We start from the raw sequence: 17,163 nt of genomic DNA on the forward strand, positions 1-17,163 counted from the left end.
CGGACGGCTCAGGCTGGGTACACCGCGCCCAGCACGCGGGTACCGGCCGCACCGGTCACGCTGGGCAGGTTGCCTGGCGCCCCCTGCAGCGCCTGGCGCGCCAGCCAGGCAAACGCGGCGGCCTCCACCTGCAGGGCGGGCAGGCCCAGCGCATCGCTGGCCACCACCTGCAAGGACGGGCAGGCAGCCTGCAGCCGCTGCATGAGCTGGCCATTGAGCGCACCACCGCCGCATACGGCCAGGGTTTTGCTATTGTTTAGATAGCTGTTAGCGCATATGGCACTAGCGCTTGCGGTGAATTCGGTCAATGTGGCCTGTATATCGGCCGCTGCGGCCTGCGCAAAGGGCTGCAGGTGCGCTGCCAGCCAGGCGGGGTTGAACAGGTCGCGGCCCGTGCTTTTGGGGGGGGCCTTGTGCAGATACGGCTCCTGCAGCAACGCAGCCAGCAGGTCCGGCAGCACTTGGCCCGTGGCGGCCCAGGCACCATCCTTGTCAAACGGCTGGCCGGTGTGCTGCTGGCACCAGTGGTCCATGAGGGCGTTGCCCGGGCCGCAGTCGAAGCCCAGCACGCTGCCATCTGCCCCCAGCACGCTGAGGTTGGAGATGCCGCCAATGTTCAGCACCAGCACCGTCTCTTCCGGCCGGCCGAACACGCCCTGGTGGAAGGCGGGCACCAGCGGCGCACCTTGGCCGCCCGCGGCCACGTCGCGGCTGCGCAGGTCGGCCACCACGGTGATGCCCGTCAGCTCGGCCAGCAGGGCGGGGTTGCCCAGTTGCAGCGTGTAGCCAGTGCCGTCAAATTCCTGGGGGCGGTGCCGCACCGTCTGCCCGTGGGCACCTATTGCACAGATGGCGCTCGCGGGGTGGCCGCTGCGTTGCAGCAGGGTGTGCACCACCCCAGCGTAGGCACGCGACAGGGCGTTGCCTGCGAGGGCCGCACGGTGCAGCTCGTTGTCACCGGGGGTGTTGAGGGCCAGCAGCTCGGCGCGCAGTGCGGGGGCAAAGGCGGCGCTGGCGTGGTGCGTGACCTGCAGGCGCGGGCCCGAGAAATCAGCCAGCACCCCGTCGATCCCGTCGAGCGAGGTGCCCGACATCAGGCCGATGTACAGATCGGACATGGCCTGACGGGTGGTATCTGGAGGTGCGGGAGCGATCAGTCTGCGCTGGCCTGCTCGATGAGCGCAGCGGCGTTCAGCTGAACACGCATGTTGGCCGCGAGGCGGTCAAACGCAGGGCGTGCGGCTGCAGACACCGGTGCTGCGGCTTCGCTCTGGGCCACGATGGTCATCGGGTCCTGGTGCACGCCGTTGACGCGGAACTCGAAGTGCAGGTGCGGGCCGGTGGCCCAGCCCGTGGCGCCCACGGCGCCCAGCGTCTGGCCTTGTTCGACCGACTGGCCCTGGCGCACGTCAATGCGGCTCAGGTGGGCGTACACCGTGACGTGCTGGTTGCGGTGCTTGATGAACACCACGTTGCCGTAGCCGTTCTGCACGCCTGCAAACTCCACCACGCCATCGCCCACGGTGCGCACGGCGGTGCCTGTGGGGGCTGCAAAGTCGGTGCCCAGGTGGGCGCGCCAAGTTTGCAGGATGGGGTGCAGGCGCATCTTGAAGCCGCTGGTCACGCGCGAGAACTCGACGGGCGAGGTCAGGTAGGCGCGGCGCATGCTTTCGCCGTCCAGCGTGTAGTACGCGCCCTTGGTGGCGTTGGGTTCCTGGAACCAGACGGCCTGGTGGGTCTTGCCGTTGTTGACGAACTCGGCGCTCAGCACGCGGCCGCTGGACAGGGGCTCGCCATCGGCTTCCAGGGTTTCGTAGACCACCGAGAAGCGGTCGCCCTTGCGCAGCGAGCGGCGGAAGTCGATATTGCCCGAGAACAGTTCGGCCACTTGCACGGCCACGGCGTCGGGGATGTTCGACGCGTCGGTGGCGGCAAACAGTGAGCTATTGATGATGCCGCCCGCCAGACGGCTGTTGGTCGTCATCTTGGCGGTTTCGATGCGGGTCGCAAACTTGTTGTCACCCGTGCGCTCGACGATCAGGCGGCGGAAGTTGCCGCTGTCGTCCGGCACCCAGCGCACCGTCAGGCGGATGAGGCGGTGGTCGTCGGTGGTCTCTGCCGACACGATGCGGCCGGTGCGGCCCAGCACGTTCTGGCGCACCGGCGTGTCACTGCGCATGAAGGCGGCGGCGGCCGGGTCGGCCACGCCCATGCGCTGCAGCAGCGACTCGGGGGTGTCGCTGCTGCGCACCTGCTCGGAGCGGAACAGCGAAAAACTGGGCGCATCCAGCTGGCCCAGCACCATGTTCTCGGCCAGTGATTCGACCGGGTAGTTCACCATGCGCACCGGCAGCTCGGCCGGGTCGGGTGCGAAGGAGGCCACGGCAAATGCGCCGCCGCCGCCCGTCAGCAGGATGGCTGCGACGGCGGCGGTGATGCGTTTGGGATGTTGTTGGATCGTGCGGGACAGCCGGTCAAGCAAAGCGATGCTGGCGGTGCGGACCGTAGTGAGGCCGTGAATCAAAGGTCTATCCCCAGGGTGATTGCGGATCCGTGGCACACCCCCGGTGTGAATGCGGGGCGGGGCCAGGAGCACAGACTGTCAGGCTGCAGCCATTCGACAGGTTGATGAAAAACAGGTCGAAACGGCGGGCCCACTAGAATCCGCCTCTGCAATGTGGGCTGAAGTATAGCGGTGCATGCTGTCTAGACATCCCAAAAAACCCTTATGAATCAATCTGCTGTTACAACAACCCCGGTCTCTGATGGTGTAAGACAAGCCCTCGAAATCTCGCTGCGCGGCGTGCAAGAGCTGCTGCCACAGGACGAATGGGTCAAGAAGCTGGCGCGTTCGGAGGCCACGGGCCAGCCGCTGCGCATCAAGCTGGGTCTGGACCCCACTGCCCCCGACATCCACATCGGCCACACGGTGGTGCTGAACAAGATGCGGCAACTGCAAGATCTGGGCCACCAGGTCATCTTCTTGATCGGCGACTTCACCAGCCTGATCGGCGACCCCTCGGGCCGCAACAGCACCCGCCCGCCGCTCACGCCCGAGCAGATCAAGGTGAATGCCGAGACCTACTACAAGCAGGCCAGCCTGGTGCTGGACCCGGCCCGCACCGAGATCCGCTACAACAGCGAATGGAGCGAACCCTTGGGCGCCACCGGGATGATCCAGCTGGCCGCCAAGTACACCGTGGCGCGCATGATGGAGCGCGACGACTTCCACAAACGCTTCACCACCGGCCAGTCCATTTCGGTGCATGAGTTCTTGTACCCGCTGATGCAGGGCTACGACTCGGTAGCCTTGAAGAGCGACCTGGAGCTGGGTGGCACCGACCAGAAGTTCAACCTGCTCATGGGCCGTCACCTGCAGCAGGAATATGGCCAGGAGCCGCAGTGTGTGCTCACCATGCCGCTGCTGGTGGGCCTGGACGGCGTGGACAAGATGTCCAAGTCCAAGAACAACTACATCGGCATAGCCGAGGACGCCAACACCATGTTTGCCAAGGTGCTGTCGATCAGCGACACCCTGATGTGGGACTGGTACACGCTGCTGTCGTTCAAGAGCCTGGCCGACATCGCCGCGCTCAAGGCGGAGATCGCTGGCGGGCGCAACCCCAAGGACGCCAAGGTGATGCTGGCCAAGGAGATCACCACGCGCTTCCACAGCGCAGCTGCCGCCGATGCGGCCGAGCAGGACTTCATCAACCGCAGCAAGGGCGGCGTGCCGGACGAGATCCCCGAGGTGAGCGTGTCTGGCGCGCCGCTGGGCATCGGTGCGCTGCTCAAGCAGGCCAACCTGGCCCCCTCGACCAGCGAGGCCAACCGCCTGATCGACGGCGGCGGCGTGCGCGTGGAAGGCAGCGTGGTCAGTGACAAGGGCCTGAAGCTGGACGCCGGCACCTACGTGGTGCAGGTGGGCAAGCGCAAGTTTGCACGGGTGACTTTGGCCTGATTTTTGGTTAAATCAGCCGCAAGCGCTAGAAGAATAAGCGCTGATAGCTATCAAAATGAAAGCGCTGAGGCCGCAAGGCCCAGCGCTTTTTTCATGACCCGTCCAGGTTGTCGTTCAGGTCCGGGTCGGGCACATCGCCAATCGCCTGGCGGGTGGCCTCGGCCTGCACCTGCAACCAGGCGCAGAAGGCCTTGATCTCTGGCCGTTGCGCGCTGCGCGGCCCCACCATGAGCCAGTAGGCCAGGGGCGAGTCGATGCGGTGGCCGGGCAGCACCTCCACCAGGTCGCCCGAGGCCAGGGCATCGGCAATCAGTGGCATGCGCGCCAGGGCCAGGCCCTGGCCGGCCAGCGCGGCCTGCACGATCTGGTGGGCGTAGTTGAAGTACAGCCAGCGCTGGGGCTGGAGCTTGGTCAGGTCGCGGGTGTCGAACCAGCGGCGCCAGCTCAGATATTCCAGGTAGTGCGTGCGGTGGGCGTCGCCCGCCTCGATCAGGGTGAACTGCGCCACATCGGCGGGGGTGCGCAGAGGCTTGCCGCTCTTGAGCAGCCAGGGGCTGGCCACCACGGCCAGTTGCTCGCCAAACAGGCGGATGCCGCCCTGCGTGGCCCCGGCCGGCATGGCATAGCGCAGGGCCAGGTCCACGTCCGAGGTTTCCAGGTCCACCTGCACGTCGCTCGCATCAATGCGGATGTCGATGCCCGGGTTGTCGCGCTGGAACTCCTCCATGCGCGGGATCAGCCACATCGATGCAAAGCTGGCCCAGGTGGTGATGGCCACGCTGCGGCGCCCCGCCGTCTGGCGCACCAGGCGCACGGCGGCGTCCATGCGCTCCAGTGCCGGGCCCACGGCGCGCTGCAACTGTGCGCCCGCGCTGGTCAGCTCCACGGCACGCGTGTGGCGCAGGAACAGAGGCACGCCCACTTCTTCTTCCAGCGCCTGGATCTGGCGGCTCACGGCCGACTGGGTGAGGGCCAGCTCGTCGGCGGCCGCGCGAAAGTTCAGGTGTTTGGCCACGGTCAGAAAGGCGCGCCAGTGCCCTGTGGCCACGGGCCGGGTGCGCAAGACGGCGGGAGAGTATTCGGCAGAGGCCATGGCAGTGATCCTGAGTGCGATTCATGCGTTGACGGAATGAATAGCGTACCTTGTTTTCATTGGACTGTGTACGGTGTAAAGCGCACTATCCAGTCTCCTCAACACGTTTTACTGAAGCCAAGGAGCCTGTCATGTCCCCCCGCAACGTTCTGGAATCGCAACAATCCGTCCACGCCGCCACGGCTGGCCGTCGCGCGGCCGGTTGCTGGAAACTGGCCACAGGCCAGGCCTTGTCATTGCACCCAGACACGCATGGCGTGCTGCAGATCGCCCAGGGGCAGGCGTGGGTCACCTTGCGTGGCGTTCTGGCGGACATGCCGGGCGCCGCTGTGGACTACGTGCTGCGGCCCGGCCAACAGCTGACGGTTGCGCCGGGGCAGCATGTGGTGATGGAAGCCTGGAGCGGTTCCGGCTGCGCGGAGCCGGTGGCTTTCCGCTGGGACGTCGTGGCAGCCCCCGCTCTGGCGCAGCCCGCCAGCACGGCCGCCAGGGATTGGGAATGTGGCGTCGTGCAGCCGCTGCGCGATCTGGGGCAGGCGCTAGGGCAGGGCGGACGTGCGCTGGGCACGGCGCTGGCGGGTGTGGCGGGCGCGGGCGGCCGGTTTGCCGTCGGCTTCGCCCGGTTTGCTCTGCTTCGAATAGCAGCGCCGCTACAGCGCAGGCCGGCCTAAGAGCCTGTTCAATGTCTTTTTGGAGATCGCATTGGAGTGCAATCGGGATGAGTGGATGCTTCGGATGCGCCGCATGGGCTCGTGCCCGTGCACGCAGCCGGGGCGTCCAATCGCCCGATTTCACTCCAACCCTTCGGGCAAGTGCCTTGCCGGGCGGTCTGCGGCGTTGCAGCGCTTGTGGATAGCCGGGCTATCCACTGCGCACCGCGCCTTGCATCCCATCCCGGCAAGGGACTTGTGCGACTCCAAAAAGACGTTGAACAGGCTCTCCCATGCAGGAAAAGCATCAATCGGTGCCGTGCTTTTCATTGGACGTTGTTCTGCAACCGGCGCACCATACGGTCATATTAGGGTTAACCCGGAGAAAGCCATGACAACCTCTCACGCTTTGCATCAGTTTGCATCTTCCCGCGCCACGGGCGCTGCCGCCGGTGAGGCGGGGCAAGTGGCCGCAGGCGCCGCCGTCACCCTGGCCCCCAAGGCCGCGATGACCCTGCGCATTGCCGAAGGCCAGGCCTGGGTCACGCTGGGCCAGGGCCTGGGCAATGGCAGCGACGTGTTTCTGTGCGCCGGTCAGTCGCTGCCTGTGGCGGCAGGCCAGGCGGTGGTGGTCGAACCCCTGAACGGTCGCCGCCTGCAATACCGCTGGGTGCGTGGCGATGCCGCCGATGCGCGCCCTGCCACGTGGTGGCGCCGTGCGTCGGTGGGCAATGGGGCTCCCGCCTGGGGCGACGCCTGCTGCGCCTGACGTGATCCCAGGGGTGTCTTGCCCCGGGTGATGTGACTTGTTAATAAGAACGGCCAGTGCTTGTGACGCAAGCGCTGGCTGTTCTTTTTTACTTCGAGGGGCTGGTGGATGTGTTGTCCAGCCAGTCCGTCAGCTGCGTCTGCAGCGTCACCATCAGCTCATTCGACAACGCGGGTTGCGCCGCTGCCGTGGCGCGGGCCAGCACCATCCCCCCCACCATGGTGGCCAGCACATGGATCGCGCGGACGCGGTCTTGTGGCGATGGGGTGGCGCCGCCGCCGGCATCGGCAGCGCTGTCAGCCAGCAGCTGGGCAAACCGCTGGATGTTGCGCTCGATGCCCTGGGCAAACACTTCGGACAACCCGCCGCCCGCCCGCGCGGCGTCCACCGCCAATGCGGCCACGGGGCAGCCTGAGCCCGGCGCGTCGCGGTGTTCAGGTGAGAGGTAGCGCTGGATGCGGTCGCCCACCGTGGCGTGGGGCCGCTCGCCGTCCAGCACGGGGATGGACCAGTCGAACGCCTTGGTGCACGCCTCCTGCACCAGCACATCCTTGGACGCGAAATGCCGGTACAGCCCGCCATGCGTAAGCCCGGCATCGCGCGTGATGTCGGCCACCCCTACGCCGGTCAGCCCCCGCTCGCGGTACAGGCGGGCCGCCGCGTCCAGGATGCCCTGCCGGTTTTCTGCGGCCTGTGCTTTGGAAACCTTCATGGAAGCCTCTTATTGATTGCGGTCGTACGCAAAAATGGGTTTGCAGTTTATGATGACGATTGCAATCATAAAGGTGCAGAACCTCTGTGCCCCAACTGTCTGACGAGGTGAATCCATGAAAAAAGTGAGTGGTATGTGCAGCAACGAGGGGGTGGCCTGATGCGCCGCGTGGTGGTCACGGGCATGGGCCTGGTGTCGCCGCTGGGCTGCGGTGTAGAACTGGCGTGGCAGCGCTTGCTGGCTGGGCGCTCCGGCCTCTCGCGCTTGCCGGACGCGGTGACAGAAGGCATTGCCGCCAAGGTTGCCGGGCAGGTTCCCGGCATAGCGCAAGACCCCGAGGGCGGCTGGGATGTGGACGCCATCGTCTCGTCCAAAGACCAGCGCAAGATGGACCGTTTCATCCCCTTTGCACTGGGCGCCGCGCAGCAGGCGCTGGCCCAGGCGGGCTGGCCACCGGCCGACGAGCGGGCGCGTGAGCGCACGGCCACGGTGATCGCCTCGGGCATCGGCGGCTTTGGTGCGATTGCCGAGGCCGTGCGCACCACCGACACGCGCGGGCCGCAGCGGCTGTCGCCGTTCACGGTGCCGTCATTCCTGGTCAATCTGGCGGCGGGGCAGGTGTCGATCCGCCACGGGCTCAAGGGACCGCTGGGAGCTCCGGTCACCGCGTGCGCCGCCAGCGTGCAGGCGATTGGCGATGCCGCACGCCTGATCCGCAGCGGCGAGGCCGATGTGGCCGTGTGCGGCGGCAGCGAGGCGGCCGTTGACCGCGTGAGCCTGGGCGGCTTTGCAGCGGCCAAGGCGCTGGGCACCGCGTTCAACGACACGCCCGAGCAGGCCTCACGCCCGTTCGATGCGCAGCGCGACGGCTTTGTGATGGGCGAGGGCGCAGGCATGCTGGTGATCGAGGCGCTGGACCATGCCCTGGCGCGCGGCGCACAGCCGTTGGCCGAGCTGGTGGGCTACGGCACGTCGGCCGACGCGTACCACATCACCTCCGGCCCCGAAGACGGTGACGGGGCCGCGCGCAGCATGTGGGCCGCGCTGGCGCAGGCAGGGCTCACGGCCCAGGACGTGCAGCATCTGAACGCACACGCCACGTCCACCGGTGTGGGTGACCGGGGCGAGCTGGCCGCCATTCGCAGGGTGTTCGGCGCGGGTGCGCAGGTGGCCATCAGTTCGACCAAGTCGGCCACCGGGCACCTGCTGGGGGCGGCGGGCGCCGTGGCCGCCATCTTCACCACCCTGGCGCTGCGCGACCAGGTGGTGCCTGGCACGCTGAACCTGCACATGCCCGATGCGCTGGCCGAGGGGCTGGACCTGGTGGCCCTGCAGCCCCGGCCCATGGCGCTCACGCATGCCATGCTCAACGGGTTTGGTTTTGGCGGCGTGAATGCCACACTGATCCTGCGGCGCTGGACCGAGGCCGCGTGAAGGTTTGAATGAAAGAAGCGCGAGGAGGCCGGTCAGATCACCAGCTCGCCCCGCACGATCTCAAATGCGGCGATGGCCGCATCCCCATCCAGCAGCTCCATGCGAGCCAGTGCATCCACATCTTCTACGGTGCTGAACGCCAGGCTGAAGTGCTGAAAGCGCCGCCCCGCCAGCGGGCCGTGGTGCAACACCTCGACGTTGATGTGGCGGGGGTCGTTGCGGATGCGTTCAATGAGCTTGAGCACGGCCTTTTGCGGGCCTTCCAGCTGCTGACAAAAGCGCTGTCCGTCAAAGATCAGCAGGCCTGTGATGTCCAGCTCGGCATTCACAAAGCGCGCGCGCCCTGCAATCTCGGCCACCACGCTCAGCGGTTGATCGGGGGCGATGGTGCTCACGTAGAGCACCTCGTACAGGGCAGGGGATAGGTTCATAGGTGCAGCCCAATGTAGGTGGCGCATGGTGCCTGCGCAATGTCAAAAGACATAGAGGAGACAGCCGTTGCACATTGCGCGCAGCTTTGTTGCAACGAGCTGTTTCTGCGTGATTTCCATCCCTAGAATCGCTTCCTCATGAACGTCACCTTGCCCCCCAATGTCTGCCCTCCGGCCTGCCGCGATTGCCGATTGCGCAAGACTGGGGCCTTCACACCCGTGAAGCCGGAGGTGCTGGATTTCATCGAAGGCTTTCGCACCGACAGCCTTGCCGTGGAAGCGGGTGGCGCGCTGGTGCGCGAGAACCAGACCAACGCCAAGCTGTTCACGCTGTATTCGGGCTGGGCGTTTCGCTACAAGACGCTGAGCGACGGGCGCCGACAGATCCTCAACTTCCTGCTGCCCGGCGACCTGGTAGGCCTGCAGCAGGAGTTTGGCGATGTGTCGGCCCACGGCATCGAGGCGCTGACCGACTGCTCGCTGTGCGTGTTCCAGAACGACAGCCTGTGGGCGCTGTTTCGCGAGCACCCGCGCCTGGGCTACGACATCACCTGGCTGTCGGCGCACGAAGAGGGCCATGTGGACGACAACCTGCTCACCGCCGGCCGCCGCAACGCCACCGAGCGTGTGGCCATGCTGCTGATGCACTTGTACCGCCGGCTCGACCGTATCGGGCTGGTGGAAGATGGCTCGGTGGCGTTCCCGCTCAACCAGCAGCACATTGCCGACGCACTCGGGCTGTCGCTGGTGCACACCAACAAGACGCTGCGGCGCCTGTCCATGCTGGGCCTGCACGAGCTGAAAAACGGGCGGCTGCGCCTGCTCAACACCCGCGCGCTGGCACGCATTGCCGAGTACTACGACACCCCGCCACGCTTGATGCCGCTGCTGTAGCGCCGTCGTTGCGGCAGGTTTGGGGTTCAACAGGCCGCAAGCGCTAGTCAATCTATGCAGTTAGCTATGGATTGGATAGCGTGTTGTGCCCCGTGGGCTGCAGCCGATAATCCACGCAACGCCCGCGCGCCGGGCTTGTGCTGCGCAACCCCCATTCCATTTTCATGATCCCACTCGACATCCTCATCATGGCGGCCGGCAAAGGCACGCGCATGAAAAGCCGCATCCCCAAAGTGCTGCAGCGCCTGGCCGGGCGCCCGCTGCTGCACCACGTGCTGGACCAGGCCGCGCACCTGCAGGCCCGCAGCGCCATTGTCATCACAGGCCATGGTGCTACAGAAGTAGAAGCAGCTACCGCAAGCAAGACTAGCGCTACCGGCACTTTTGACCTGAAGTTTGTGCGCCAGGAGCCCCAGCTGGGCACCGGCCACGCCGTGCAGCAGGCCGTGCCGCACCTGCGCGACGACGGCACGGTGGTGGTGCTATCGGGCGATGTGCCGCTGACGCAAGCCGACACCCTGCGCGCCCTGGTGGCCGCGAGCGAAGGCGACAAGCTGGCCCTGCTGACGGTGACCCTGCCCGACCCCACCGGCTACGGCCGCCTCGTGCGCAACGCCGACGGCGCCGTGCAAGGCATCGTCGAGCACAAGGACGCCACCGACACCCAGCGCGCCATCACCGAGGTCTACAGCGGCATCATGGCTGTGCCCGCGCGGCGGCTCACGCCCTGGCTGGCGCGGCTCACCAACAACAACGCCCAGGGCGAGTACTACCTCACCGACATCGTTGCCATGGCCGTGGCCGACGGTGTGCCCGTGGTGGCCCACCGCATCACTGACGCGCTGCAGGTGGCAGGCGTCAACAGCCCGCTGCAACTGGCCGAGCTGGAGCGTGCCCAGCAGCTGCGCCAGGCGCGGGCGCTGATGGAGCAGGGCGTGCGCCTGGCCGACCCGGCCCGCTTTGATGTGCGCGACGATGCCCGCACGGGTGTGCGCGGCGAGCTGGTCTGCGGGCAGGACGTGGAGATCGACGTGAACTGCGTCTTCACCGGCCGTGTGGAGCTGGGCGAGGGCGTGAGCATTGGCGCGAACTGCTGCATTGCCAATGCGCGCATCGCAGCAGGCGCGGTGATCCACCCATACACCCACATCGACGGCGAAAAGGCTGGAGCCACCGTGGGCGAGGGCGCGCTGATCGGCCCCTTTGCCCGCCTGCGCCCCGGCGCCCAACTGGGCCGCGAAGTGCACATCGGCAATTTTGTGGAAGTGAAGAACAGCACGCTGGCCGACGGCGCCAAGGCCAACCACCTGGCCTACCTGGGCGACGCCACGGTGGGCGAGCGCGTGAACTACGGCGCAGGCAGCATCACCGCCAACTACGACGGCGCCAACAAGCACCGCACGGTGATCGAGGCCGACGTGCATGTGGGCAGTAACTGCGTGCTGGTGGCGCCTGTGACCATTGGCGCTGGCGGCACGGTGGGCGGCGGCAGCACCATCACCAAGAGCACGGCGCCTGGCGCGTTGAGCGTGGCGCGGGGCAAGCAAGTCAGCATTGCCAATTGGTCCCGCCCGAAAAAATGAAGCACCCCCTGAGTCGCTTCGCGCCTTCCCCCTCCAGGGGGACGACAGCCTTTGCTGCGGGGCGGCCCTTGCTGGCTGTCCTCGCCTGCGCCTGCGCCTTCGTCTTCGTGCGTAGCGCGTTGGCGCCTCGTTGTGCCGTGCACACTTCTGTGGTCTGCGGCGGGAGATGAAAGTGGCTGGTGCAGACATGACCCCCGAACAGCTGCGCGCCGAACTGGCCCGCAGCCAGCAGCAGGTGGCCGATATGGCGGCTGCGCAAGAGGAGTTCTTGCGCGCCGTCTCGCACGACCTGCGCGCGCCGCTGCGGCACGTGATGTCTTACGGAACGCTGGTGCGCGATGTGTTGGGCGACCTGCCGCCCGAGGTGGTGCAGGGTGCTGAGGTGCAAGAGGCCCTGGGCTTCCTCGCCACCATGGACCACTCGGCTCGGCGCATGGGGCTCATGATCGACGGCCTGCACGCCCTGGTGCGTGCCAGCCGTGCGCCGCTGCGCCTGCAGCCCGTGCCGCTGACCGATGCCATGGCCCAGGCGCGCGCCACACTGGCCCCGGCCGAGGCCGGACGCGCGGTGGAATGGCGGGTGGGTGCCGATTTGCCCACGCTGTGGGCCGACCCGACGCTGCTGCAGGATCTGCTGGTGCAACTGCTGGGCAACGCCCTCAAGTTCACCCGCTCCGTGGCGCACCCGTGCATCACGGTGTCGGCGGACGCGGCACCCGCAGGCCAGGGCGCCTTCACCGTGCAGGACAACGGCGTGGGCTTTGACCCGGCGCGCGCGGGCAGCTTGTTTGGCGTGTTCCAGCGCATGCACCGCGAGACCGAGTTCGAGGGCGTGGGCACAGGGCTCGCGCTGTGCCGTGCCATTGCGCAGCGCCACGGCGCACAAATCAGTGCGACGGCGGTGCTGAGGGGCGGTTGCACGGTGCAGGTGCAGTGGCCTGTGAATCCTGCAGTCGCCACCGACGAGTCCTGAACCTGCACGCAGTGCTGGTGGCTACACCGCCGGCACCAGCGCCGGTTCCATGCACCCCGCCACCTGATTGCGTCCGCCGTTCTTGGCGACGTACAGCGCCGCATCCGCCGCGTCGATCCACGCACGCAGGCTGCTGTGGCGGTGGTCGGCCGGGGCCACGCCGATGCTGCTGGTGATGCGCAATTCGGGCAGGCTGCGCAGGCGCACGCCTTCGGTCTGCTCGCGGATGCGCTGGGCAATGGCCAGGGCGTCCCGGGCCTGCATGCCGGGCAGCACGATGGCGAACTCGTCCCCGCCGTAGCGCCCCGCGCAGTCGCCTGCGCGCACGTTGCCCCGCACCACATGGGCCAGCGCGCGGATCACCTCGTCGCCCACGGTGTGGCCGTAGGCGTCGTTGATCTCCTTGAAATGGTCGATGTCCAGCATCAGCATGCAGGCGGGCTCGTCGGTGGTGTGGTGGCGGCGCAGTGCGGCCTCTGCCTGCTCTTGCCAGTGGCCGCGCCCGAACAGGCCGGTCAGCGCGTCCACACGGCGCAGCTCGTCCAGCATCTGGTTCTGGCGCGCAGACTGCCGGATGAGCTGGTAGCTGACCACGCTGACCGACAGCGTGTGCAGCGACATCACCGGCAGGCAGGCCACCATCACGCTCATGGAGGTCTCGGGCGCCCAGTGCAGGCCCATGACCACTGTGCTGGCGGCGCCGGCCGCCAGCATCACCCACAGGGCGCGCGCCCACAGCCCCCGGATGCCGGTCGTGATCTTGTCCACCATGGTGAGGGTGAGCAACATCACGCTGGGCAGCAGGTTGAAGTGCATCAGCGGCACCAGCGCAGCGACCAGCGCCGAGTCGATGAGCAGGTTGCGCACCTCGGCGGCATAGGGGTCGGTGGCGCGGCGGGTGAGCAGGTAGGCCACATGCGGCCACACCAGCGTGGCCAGCAACAGCGCCGTCCAGGCCAGGGGGGATGCCTGGCGCTCCCACAGCACCGTCGCCACCACCATGCCGCCCAGCCCCATGCCCAGGATGCGCAAGGGGTAGATGCGGCGTGGCATCTGGCGGCGGGGCGTCGGCATGGGGTATGCGGGGGAAAGGGCGGCGCTGCCACGCGGGCATTCACCGGCCAGGTAGGTAGAAAGTGCGGGGGAGCTTACAACGCCCGGTCAGGCGATACCAGCAAGAAATGACCGTGGACCATGCCCCATCCGTCGCCTGGATGACGTTGATGGTGGTGGGGCCTTGTTGCCGGGACTGTCGGGGTGGTTTGTGGGGCTCAGTGGTGAGAGGGCGTCGGCGAGGATTTGGAGTGATTTGCTAATAAATTGATAGCAAATAAGGCATATCACACTAGCGCTACTGGCACTTTTGTTTCAAATTTGGCACGACGGGTCGCAAAGAACGCCTTCACATTGCGCACATTGGCGTCGCCGGTGAACAGCCGCTGCGACAGCGCCAGGTAGCCCGGCATGTCCCGCGTGTGCACCACCAGCACAAAGTCGGGCCCCGGCGACACGCGCCAGCACTGCTGCACCGCGGCCTCCTGCACGGCGCGGGCTTCGAACGCGTCGAGTTGTTCTGCGCCCTGGCGGTCCAGCGACACCTCCACGATGCACCCCAGCCCATGGCCCTGCAGCGTTGCCAGTCGGTCGGGCTGCAGGATGGCCACCTGCCGCTCGATCAGCCCCACATCATGCAGCCGCTTGACCCGGCGCAGGCAGGTGGGCGGGGACACGTGCACCTGTTCGGCCAGGGCCTGGTTGCTTTGTGCGGCATCGGTTTGCAGCAGGTTGAGCAGCTGGAGATCGATCGCATCGAGAGATATGGATTCCATTAATTGATAAAAAATGAATGAAAATTTCACCGGTATGAATTTGTGAAATTTAAGTTCATTTTTGTGCAAATATCAATGAATAATTTTTCTCTTTGCTGCCTACGATCGCCCCATCGAATCCAACCCAAGGGCAACCATCATGTGCGGCATCGTCGGCGCAGTCTCCACGCGCAACATCGTTCCCATCCTCGTGCAGGGCCTGCAGCGGCTTGAATACCGAGGCTATGACTCCTGCGGCGTGGCCGTGCATGCGTCCAGTCTCGACGCCACGCGCCCTGCCGGCCTGCAGCGCGCCCGCAGCACCGCCCGCGTGGCCGAGCTGCTGGAGCAAGTGAGCACCGAGCACATCGACGGCGCCACTGGCATCGCCCACACCCGCTGGGCCACGCACGGCGCGCCCGCCGTGCACAACGCCCATCCGCATTTCAGCCACGGCACGGGCGCAGACGCGCAGGTTCAAGGCGCAGGTCGCGTGGCGCTGGTGCACAACGGCATCATTGAAAACCACGAAGAACTGCGCAAGGCACTGCAGGCACGCGGCTATGTGTTTGCGAGCCAGACCGACACGGAGGTCATCGCCCATCTGGTGGACAGCCATTACAGCGGCGACCTGTTCGAAGCCGTGCAGGCCACCGTGGCCGAACTGCACGGCGCCTACGCCATCGCCGTCATGCACAAGGACGAACCCCATCGCGTGGTGGGGGCACGCGCCGGGTCCCCATTGATCCTGGGGGTGGGCAAAGACGCCACCGCTGGCGCATCTGCGTCGCGCGAGCACTTTCTGGCCAGCGACGCCATGGCCCTGGCGGGCGTGACCGACCAGATCATCTACCTGGAAGAAGGCGACCTGGTGGACCTGCAGCTGGGCCGCTACTGGATCGTCGGTAAGGACGGCAACGCGCTGACCACCGGGCAGCGCCCCGTGCGCACCGTGCTCGCCCACAGTGGCGCGGCCGAGCTGGGGCCTTACCGCCACTACATGCAAAAGGAAATCTTCGAGCAGCCACGCGCGATTGCCGACACGCTGGAAGGCCTGGCCGGCATCGTGCCCGAGTTGTTCGACGGCGCAGGCCAGCATGGCGAGCCCGGCGCGGCAGCCTGGCGTGTGTTCAAGGAGATCGACAACGTGTTGATCCTGGCCTGCGGTACGAGCTACTACAGCGGCTGCACCGCCAAATACTGGCTGGAAGACATTGCTGGCATCCCCACGCAAGTGGAAGTGGCCAGTGAATACCGCTACCGCACCAGCGTGCCCAACCCGCGCACCCTCGTTGTCACCATCAGCCAAAGCGGCGAAACCGCCGACACGCTGGCCGCCCTGCGCCACGCGCAGTCGTTGGGCATGCAGCACACGCTCACCATCTGCAACGTCGCCACCAGCGCCATGGTGCGCGAATGCAAGCTGGCCTACATCACGCGCGCCGGGGTCGAGATCGGCGTGGCCAGCACCAAGGCCTTCACCACCCAGCTGGCAGGCCTGTTCTTGCTGACGCTGGCGCTGGCCCAATCCAAGGGGCGTTTGAATGACGAGCAGGAAGCTGCGCACCTCAAAGCCATGCGCCACCTGCCTGTGGCCTTGCAGGCCGTGCTGGCGTTGGAGCCACAAATCATCAGCTGGGCAGAAGACTTTGCGCGCATGGAAAACGCGCTCTTTTTGGGCCGGGGGCTGCATTACCCCATCGCCCTCGAAGGTGCCCTGAAGCTCAAGGAAATTAGCTACATCCACGCCGAGGCCTACCCGGCCGGCGAACTCAAGCACGGCCCCCTGGCCCTGGTGACCAGCGCCATGCCCGTGGTCACCGTAGCACCCAACGACACCCTGCTCGAAAAGCTCAAGAGCAACATGCAGGAAGTCCGTGCGCGCGCAGGTATGCTGTACGTGCTGGCTGACGCCGACACCCGCATCGAGAGCAGCGAGGGTATCCACGTCATCCGCATGCCCGAGCACTACGGCCCCTTGAGCCCGCTACTGCATGTGGTGCCGCTACAGCTGCTGGCGTACCACACGGCCTGTGCGCGGGGGACGGATGTGGATAAGCCCAGAAATTTGGCCAAGAGCGTCACGGTGGAGTGACTTGTCGAACGGACCGCTTTTAATTAATCCGGGTAATTAAAGTCGTAAACTCGCAAATAGAGTCGTAAACAGGCCTCTAGCATTCATGCGGGTTTGCGGAGCGGTCATTTATAACTGTAAAGTCGTAAACTCGAATTCAACGGGTAAAGAGGACCTATACATGTGAACGTGGACTAGGCCTGTATTGGATTTGTTGCTATACAAAAAAGAGCACTCAAGATGAGCGCTCCTTTTTTTGTGTTTTGCGAGAAGTCTTGCAATCTAAGCAGGCACTAGATGTCCAAAGACTGCAAGAGGCTGGTAGCCGTCATTCACACGTCCGTCCACGAACGACCGCATCACTCTACAGCGGGCGCTAGAGGCGATGAGTGCATGCCCGCGTGCCCCATCACCTGTTTGGTCTCCCAGGCATAGGCCACGAGCGGCACCTTGGTGGCACTGGTGGGAAAGCGGGCCTCATGCCAAACGATGCCTGTATTGAGGATGCTGGCTCCCGCCGCCTCGATGGCCTGGGCGAGCTGTAGCACTTCTGCCGGCGTGGAGCGGCCCTCCACGAGCTAGAGCATTGACAGTCGCTAGATGATGAGGTTCGGTCCAACGCGCTTGTGAGCTCGGCATAGGATCTTTACGGAAATGCGCATGTGCTTGGCATAGCTGCCGCCCTAGACGTCGCCGCACTGATTGCTACGTGCGGCGATGAACTCGTTGATCAGGTATCCGATCGACCTCATCAGCGCGTCATTTGGGAATTGATGATTCC

General features: G+C 66.0%; 15 protein-coding genes and 1 pseudogene. 8 read left to right on the forward strand and 8 right to left on the reverse strand.

The window, feature by feature from the left end; translation table 11 throughout:
- Positions 1-8: 8 nt before the first annotated feature.
- Both CLU87_RS01405 and CLU87_RS01410 read right to left on the reverse strand, forming a co-directional pair.
- The gene (locus CLU87_RS01405; RefSeq protein ID WP_099729251.1) at positions 9-1,118 is read right to left on the reverse strand and encodes an anhydro-N-acetylmuramic acid kinase; all 1,110 of its coding nucleotides are present in this window, start codon (positions 1,116-1,118) and stop codon (positions 9-11) included.
- Positions 1,119-1,153: 35 nt separating this feature from the next.
- Positions 1,154-2,524 carry a M23 family metallopeptidase gene (locus tag CLU87_RS01410; RefSeq protein WP_099729252.1) on the reverse strand — a complete coding sequence of 457 codons (1,371 nt, stop codon included), beginning with the start codon at positions 2,522-2,524 and terminating at the stop codon, positions 1,154-1,156.
- Between the two features lie 204 nt (positions 2,525-2,728).
- On the opposite strand from CLU87_RS01410, the gene tyrS reads away from it, so the two are divergent.
- Positions 2,729-3,961 (forward strand): tyrosine--tRNA ligase, encoded by a 1,233-nt coding sequence (tyrS, locus tag CLU87_RS01415; protein ID WP_056743852.1) that lies wholly within the window; start codon positions 2,729-2,731, stop codon positions 3,959-3,961.
- 91 nt (positions 3,962-4,052) lie between these two features.
- On the opposite strand, the gene CLU87_RS01420 is transcribed toward tyrS, so the two are convergent.
- Entirely contained in the window at positions 4,053-5,054 is a 1,002-nt protein-coding gene (locus CLU87_RS01420; RefSeq protein WP_056057969.1) for a LysR substrate-binding domain-containing protein, read from the reverse strand.
- 131 nt (positions 5,055-5,185) lie between these two features.
- Between CLU87_RS01420 and CLU87_RS01425 the strand changes: the two genes are divergently transcribed.
- Positions 5,186-5,725, forward strand: coding sequence for a DUF2917 domain-containing protein (locus tag CLU87_RS01425; protein ID WP_099729253.1), 540 nt, complete (start codon positions 5,186-5,188; stop codon positions 5,723-5,725).
- A gap of 370 nt (positions 5,726-6,095) precedes the next feature.
- On the forward strand, positions 6,096-6,473 hold the full coding sequence (locus tag CLU87_RS01435) for a DUF2917 domain-containing protein (protein ID WP_099729255.1): 378 nt from the start codon (positions 6,096-6,098) through the stop codon (positions 6,471-6,473).
- 88 nt (positions 6,474-6,561) lie between these two features.
- Here CLU87_RS01435 and CLU87_RS01440 read toward each other — a convergent pair whose 3' ends face one another.
- Positions 6,562-7,185: a TetR/AcrR family transcriptional regulator gene (locus CLU87_RS01440; RefSeq protein WP_099729256.1), complete on the reverse strand. Its 624-nt coding sequence runs from the start codon at positions 7,183-7,185 to the stop codon at positions 6,562-6,564.
- A gap of 159 nt (positions 7,186-7,344) precedes the next feature.
- On the opposite strand from CLU87_RS01440, the gene fabF reads away from it, so the two are divergent.
- Entirely contained in the window at positions 7,345-8,619 is a 1,275-nt protein-coding gene (gene fabF, locus CLU87_RS01445; protein ID WP_099729257.1) for a beta-ketoacyl-ACP synthase II, read from the forward strand.
- Positions 8,620-8,651: 32 nt separating this feature from the next.
- Here fabF and CLU87_RS01450 read toward each other — a convergent pair whose 3' ends face one another.
- A complete protein-coding gene (locus tag CLU87_RS01450; protein WP_056057981.1) occupies positions 8,652-9,050 on the reverse strand; it encodes a BLUF domain-containing protein in 399 nt (132 codons plus the stop codon).
- A gap of 138 nt (positions 9,051-9,188) precedes the next feature.
- Here CLU87_RS01450 and CLU87_RS01455 point away from each other — a divergent pair, with 138 nt between their 5' ends.
- The 3 genes from CLU87_RS01455 (at position 9,189) to CLU87_RS01465 (ending at position 12,500) form a co-directional block, all read left to right on the forward strand.
- Positions 9,189-9,944 (forward strand): Crp/Fnr family transcriptional regulator, encoded by a 756-nt coding sequence (locus tag CLU87_RS01455; RefSeq protein WP_056057983.1) that lies wholly within the window; start codon positions 9,189-9,191, stop codon positions 9,942-9,944.
- Between the two features lie 164 nt (positions 9,945-10,108).
- On the forward strand, positions 10,109-11,527 hold the full coding sequence (gene glmU / locus CLU87_RS01460; RefSeq protein ID WP_099731983.1) for a bifunctional UDP-N-acetylglucosamine diphosphorylase/glucosamine-1-phosphate N-acetyltransferase GlmU: 1,419 nt from the start codon (positions 10,109-10,111) through the stop codon (positions 11,525-11,527).
- Between the two features lie 187 nt (positions 11,528-11,714).
- Entirely contained in the window at positions 11,715-12,500 is a 786-nt protein-coding gene (locus tag CLU87_RS01465; protein ID WP_199170775.1) for an ATP-binding protein, read from the forward strand.
- A gap of 21 nt (positions 12,501-12,521) precedes the next feature.
- Here CLU87_RS01465 and CLU87_RS01470 read toward each other — a convergent pair whose 3' ends face one another.
- On the reverse strand, positions 12,522-13,574 hold the full coding sequence (locus CLU87_RS01470) for a sensor domain-containing diguanylate cyclase (RefSeq protein WP_099729259.1): 1,053 nt from the start codon (positions 13,572-13,574) through the stop codon (positions 12,522-12,524).
- 266 nt (positions 13,575-13,840) lie between these two features.
- Positions 13,841-14,329: an Lrp/AsnC family transcriptional regulator gene (locus CLU87_RS01475; RefSeq protein WP_056743869.1), complete on the reverse strand. Its 489-nt coding sequence runs from the start codon at positions 14,327-14,329 to the stop codon at positions 13,841-13,843.
- A gap of 139 nt (positions 14,330-14,468) precedes the next feature.
- Here CLU87_RS01475 and glmS point away from each other — a divergent pair, with 139 nt between their 5' ends.
- Positions 14,469-16,403 carry a glutamine--fructose-6-phosphate transaminase (isomerizing) gene (glmS, locus tag CLU87_RS01480; RefSeq protein WP_099729260.1) on the forward strand — a complete coding sequence of 645 codons (1,935 nt, stop codon included), beginning with the start codon at positions 14,469-14,471 and terminating at the stop codon, positions 16,401-16,403.
- Between the two features lie 371 nt (positions 16,404-16,774).
- Here glmS and fadH read toward each other — a convergent pair.
- A pseudogene (gene fadH, locus CLU87_RS23405) lies at positions 16,775-17,137 on the reverse strand (NADPH-dependent 2,4-dienoyl-CoA reductase); the annotation flags it as partial.
- Positions 17,138-17,163 lie beyond the last annotated feature (26 nt).

Origin of the sequence: Acidovorax sp. 59 (genome assembly GCF_002754175.1) — a bacterium.
Lineage (GTDB): Bacteria > Pseudomonadota > Gammaproteobacteria > Burkholderiales > Burkholderiaceae_C > Acidovorax > Acidovorax delafieldii.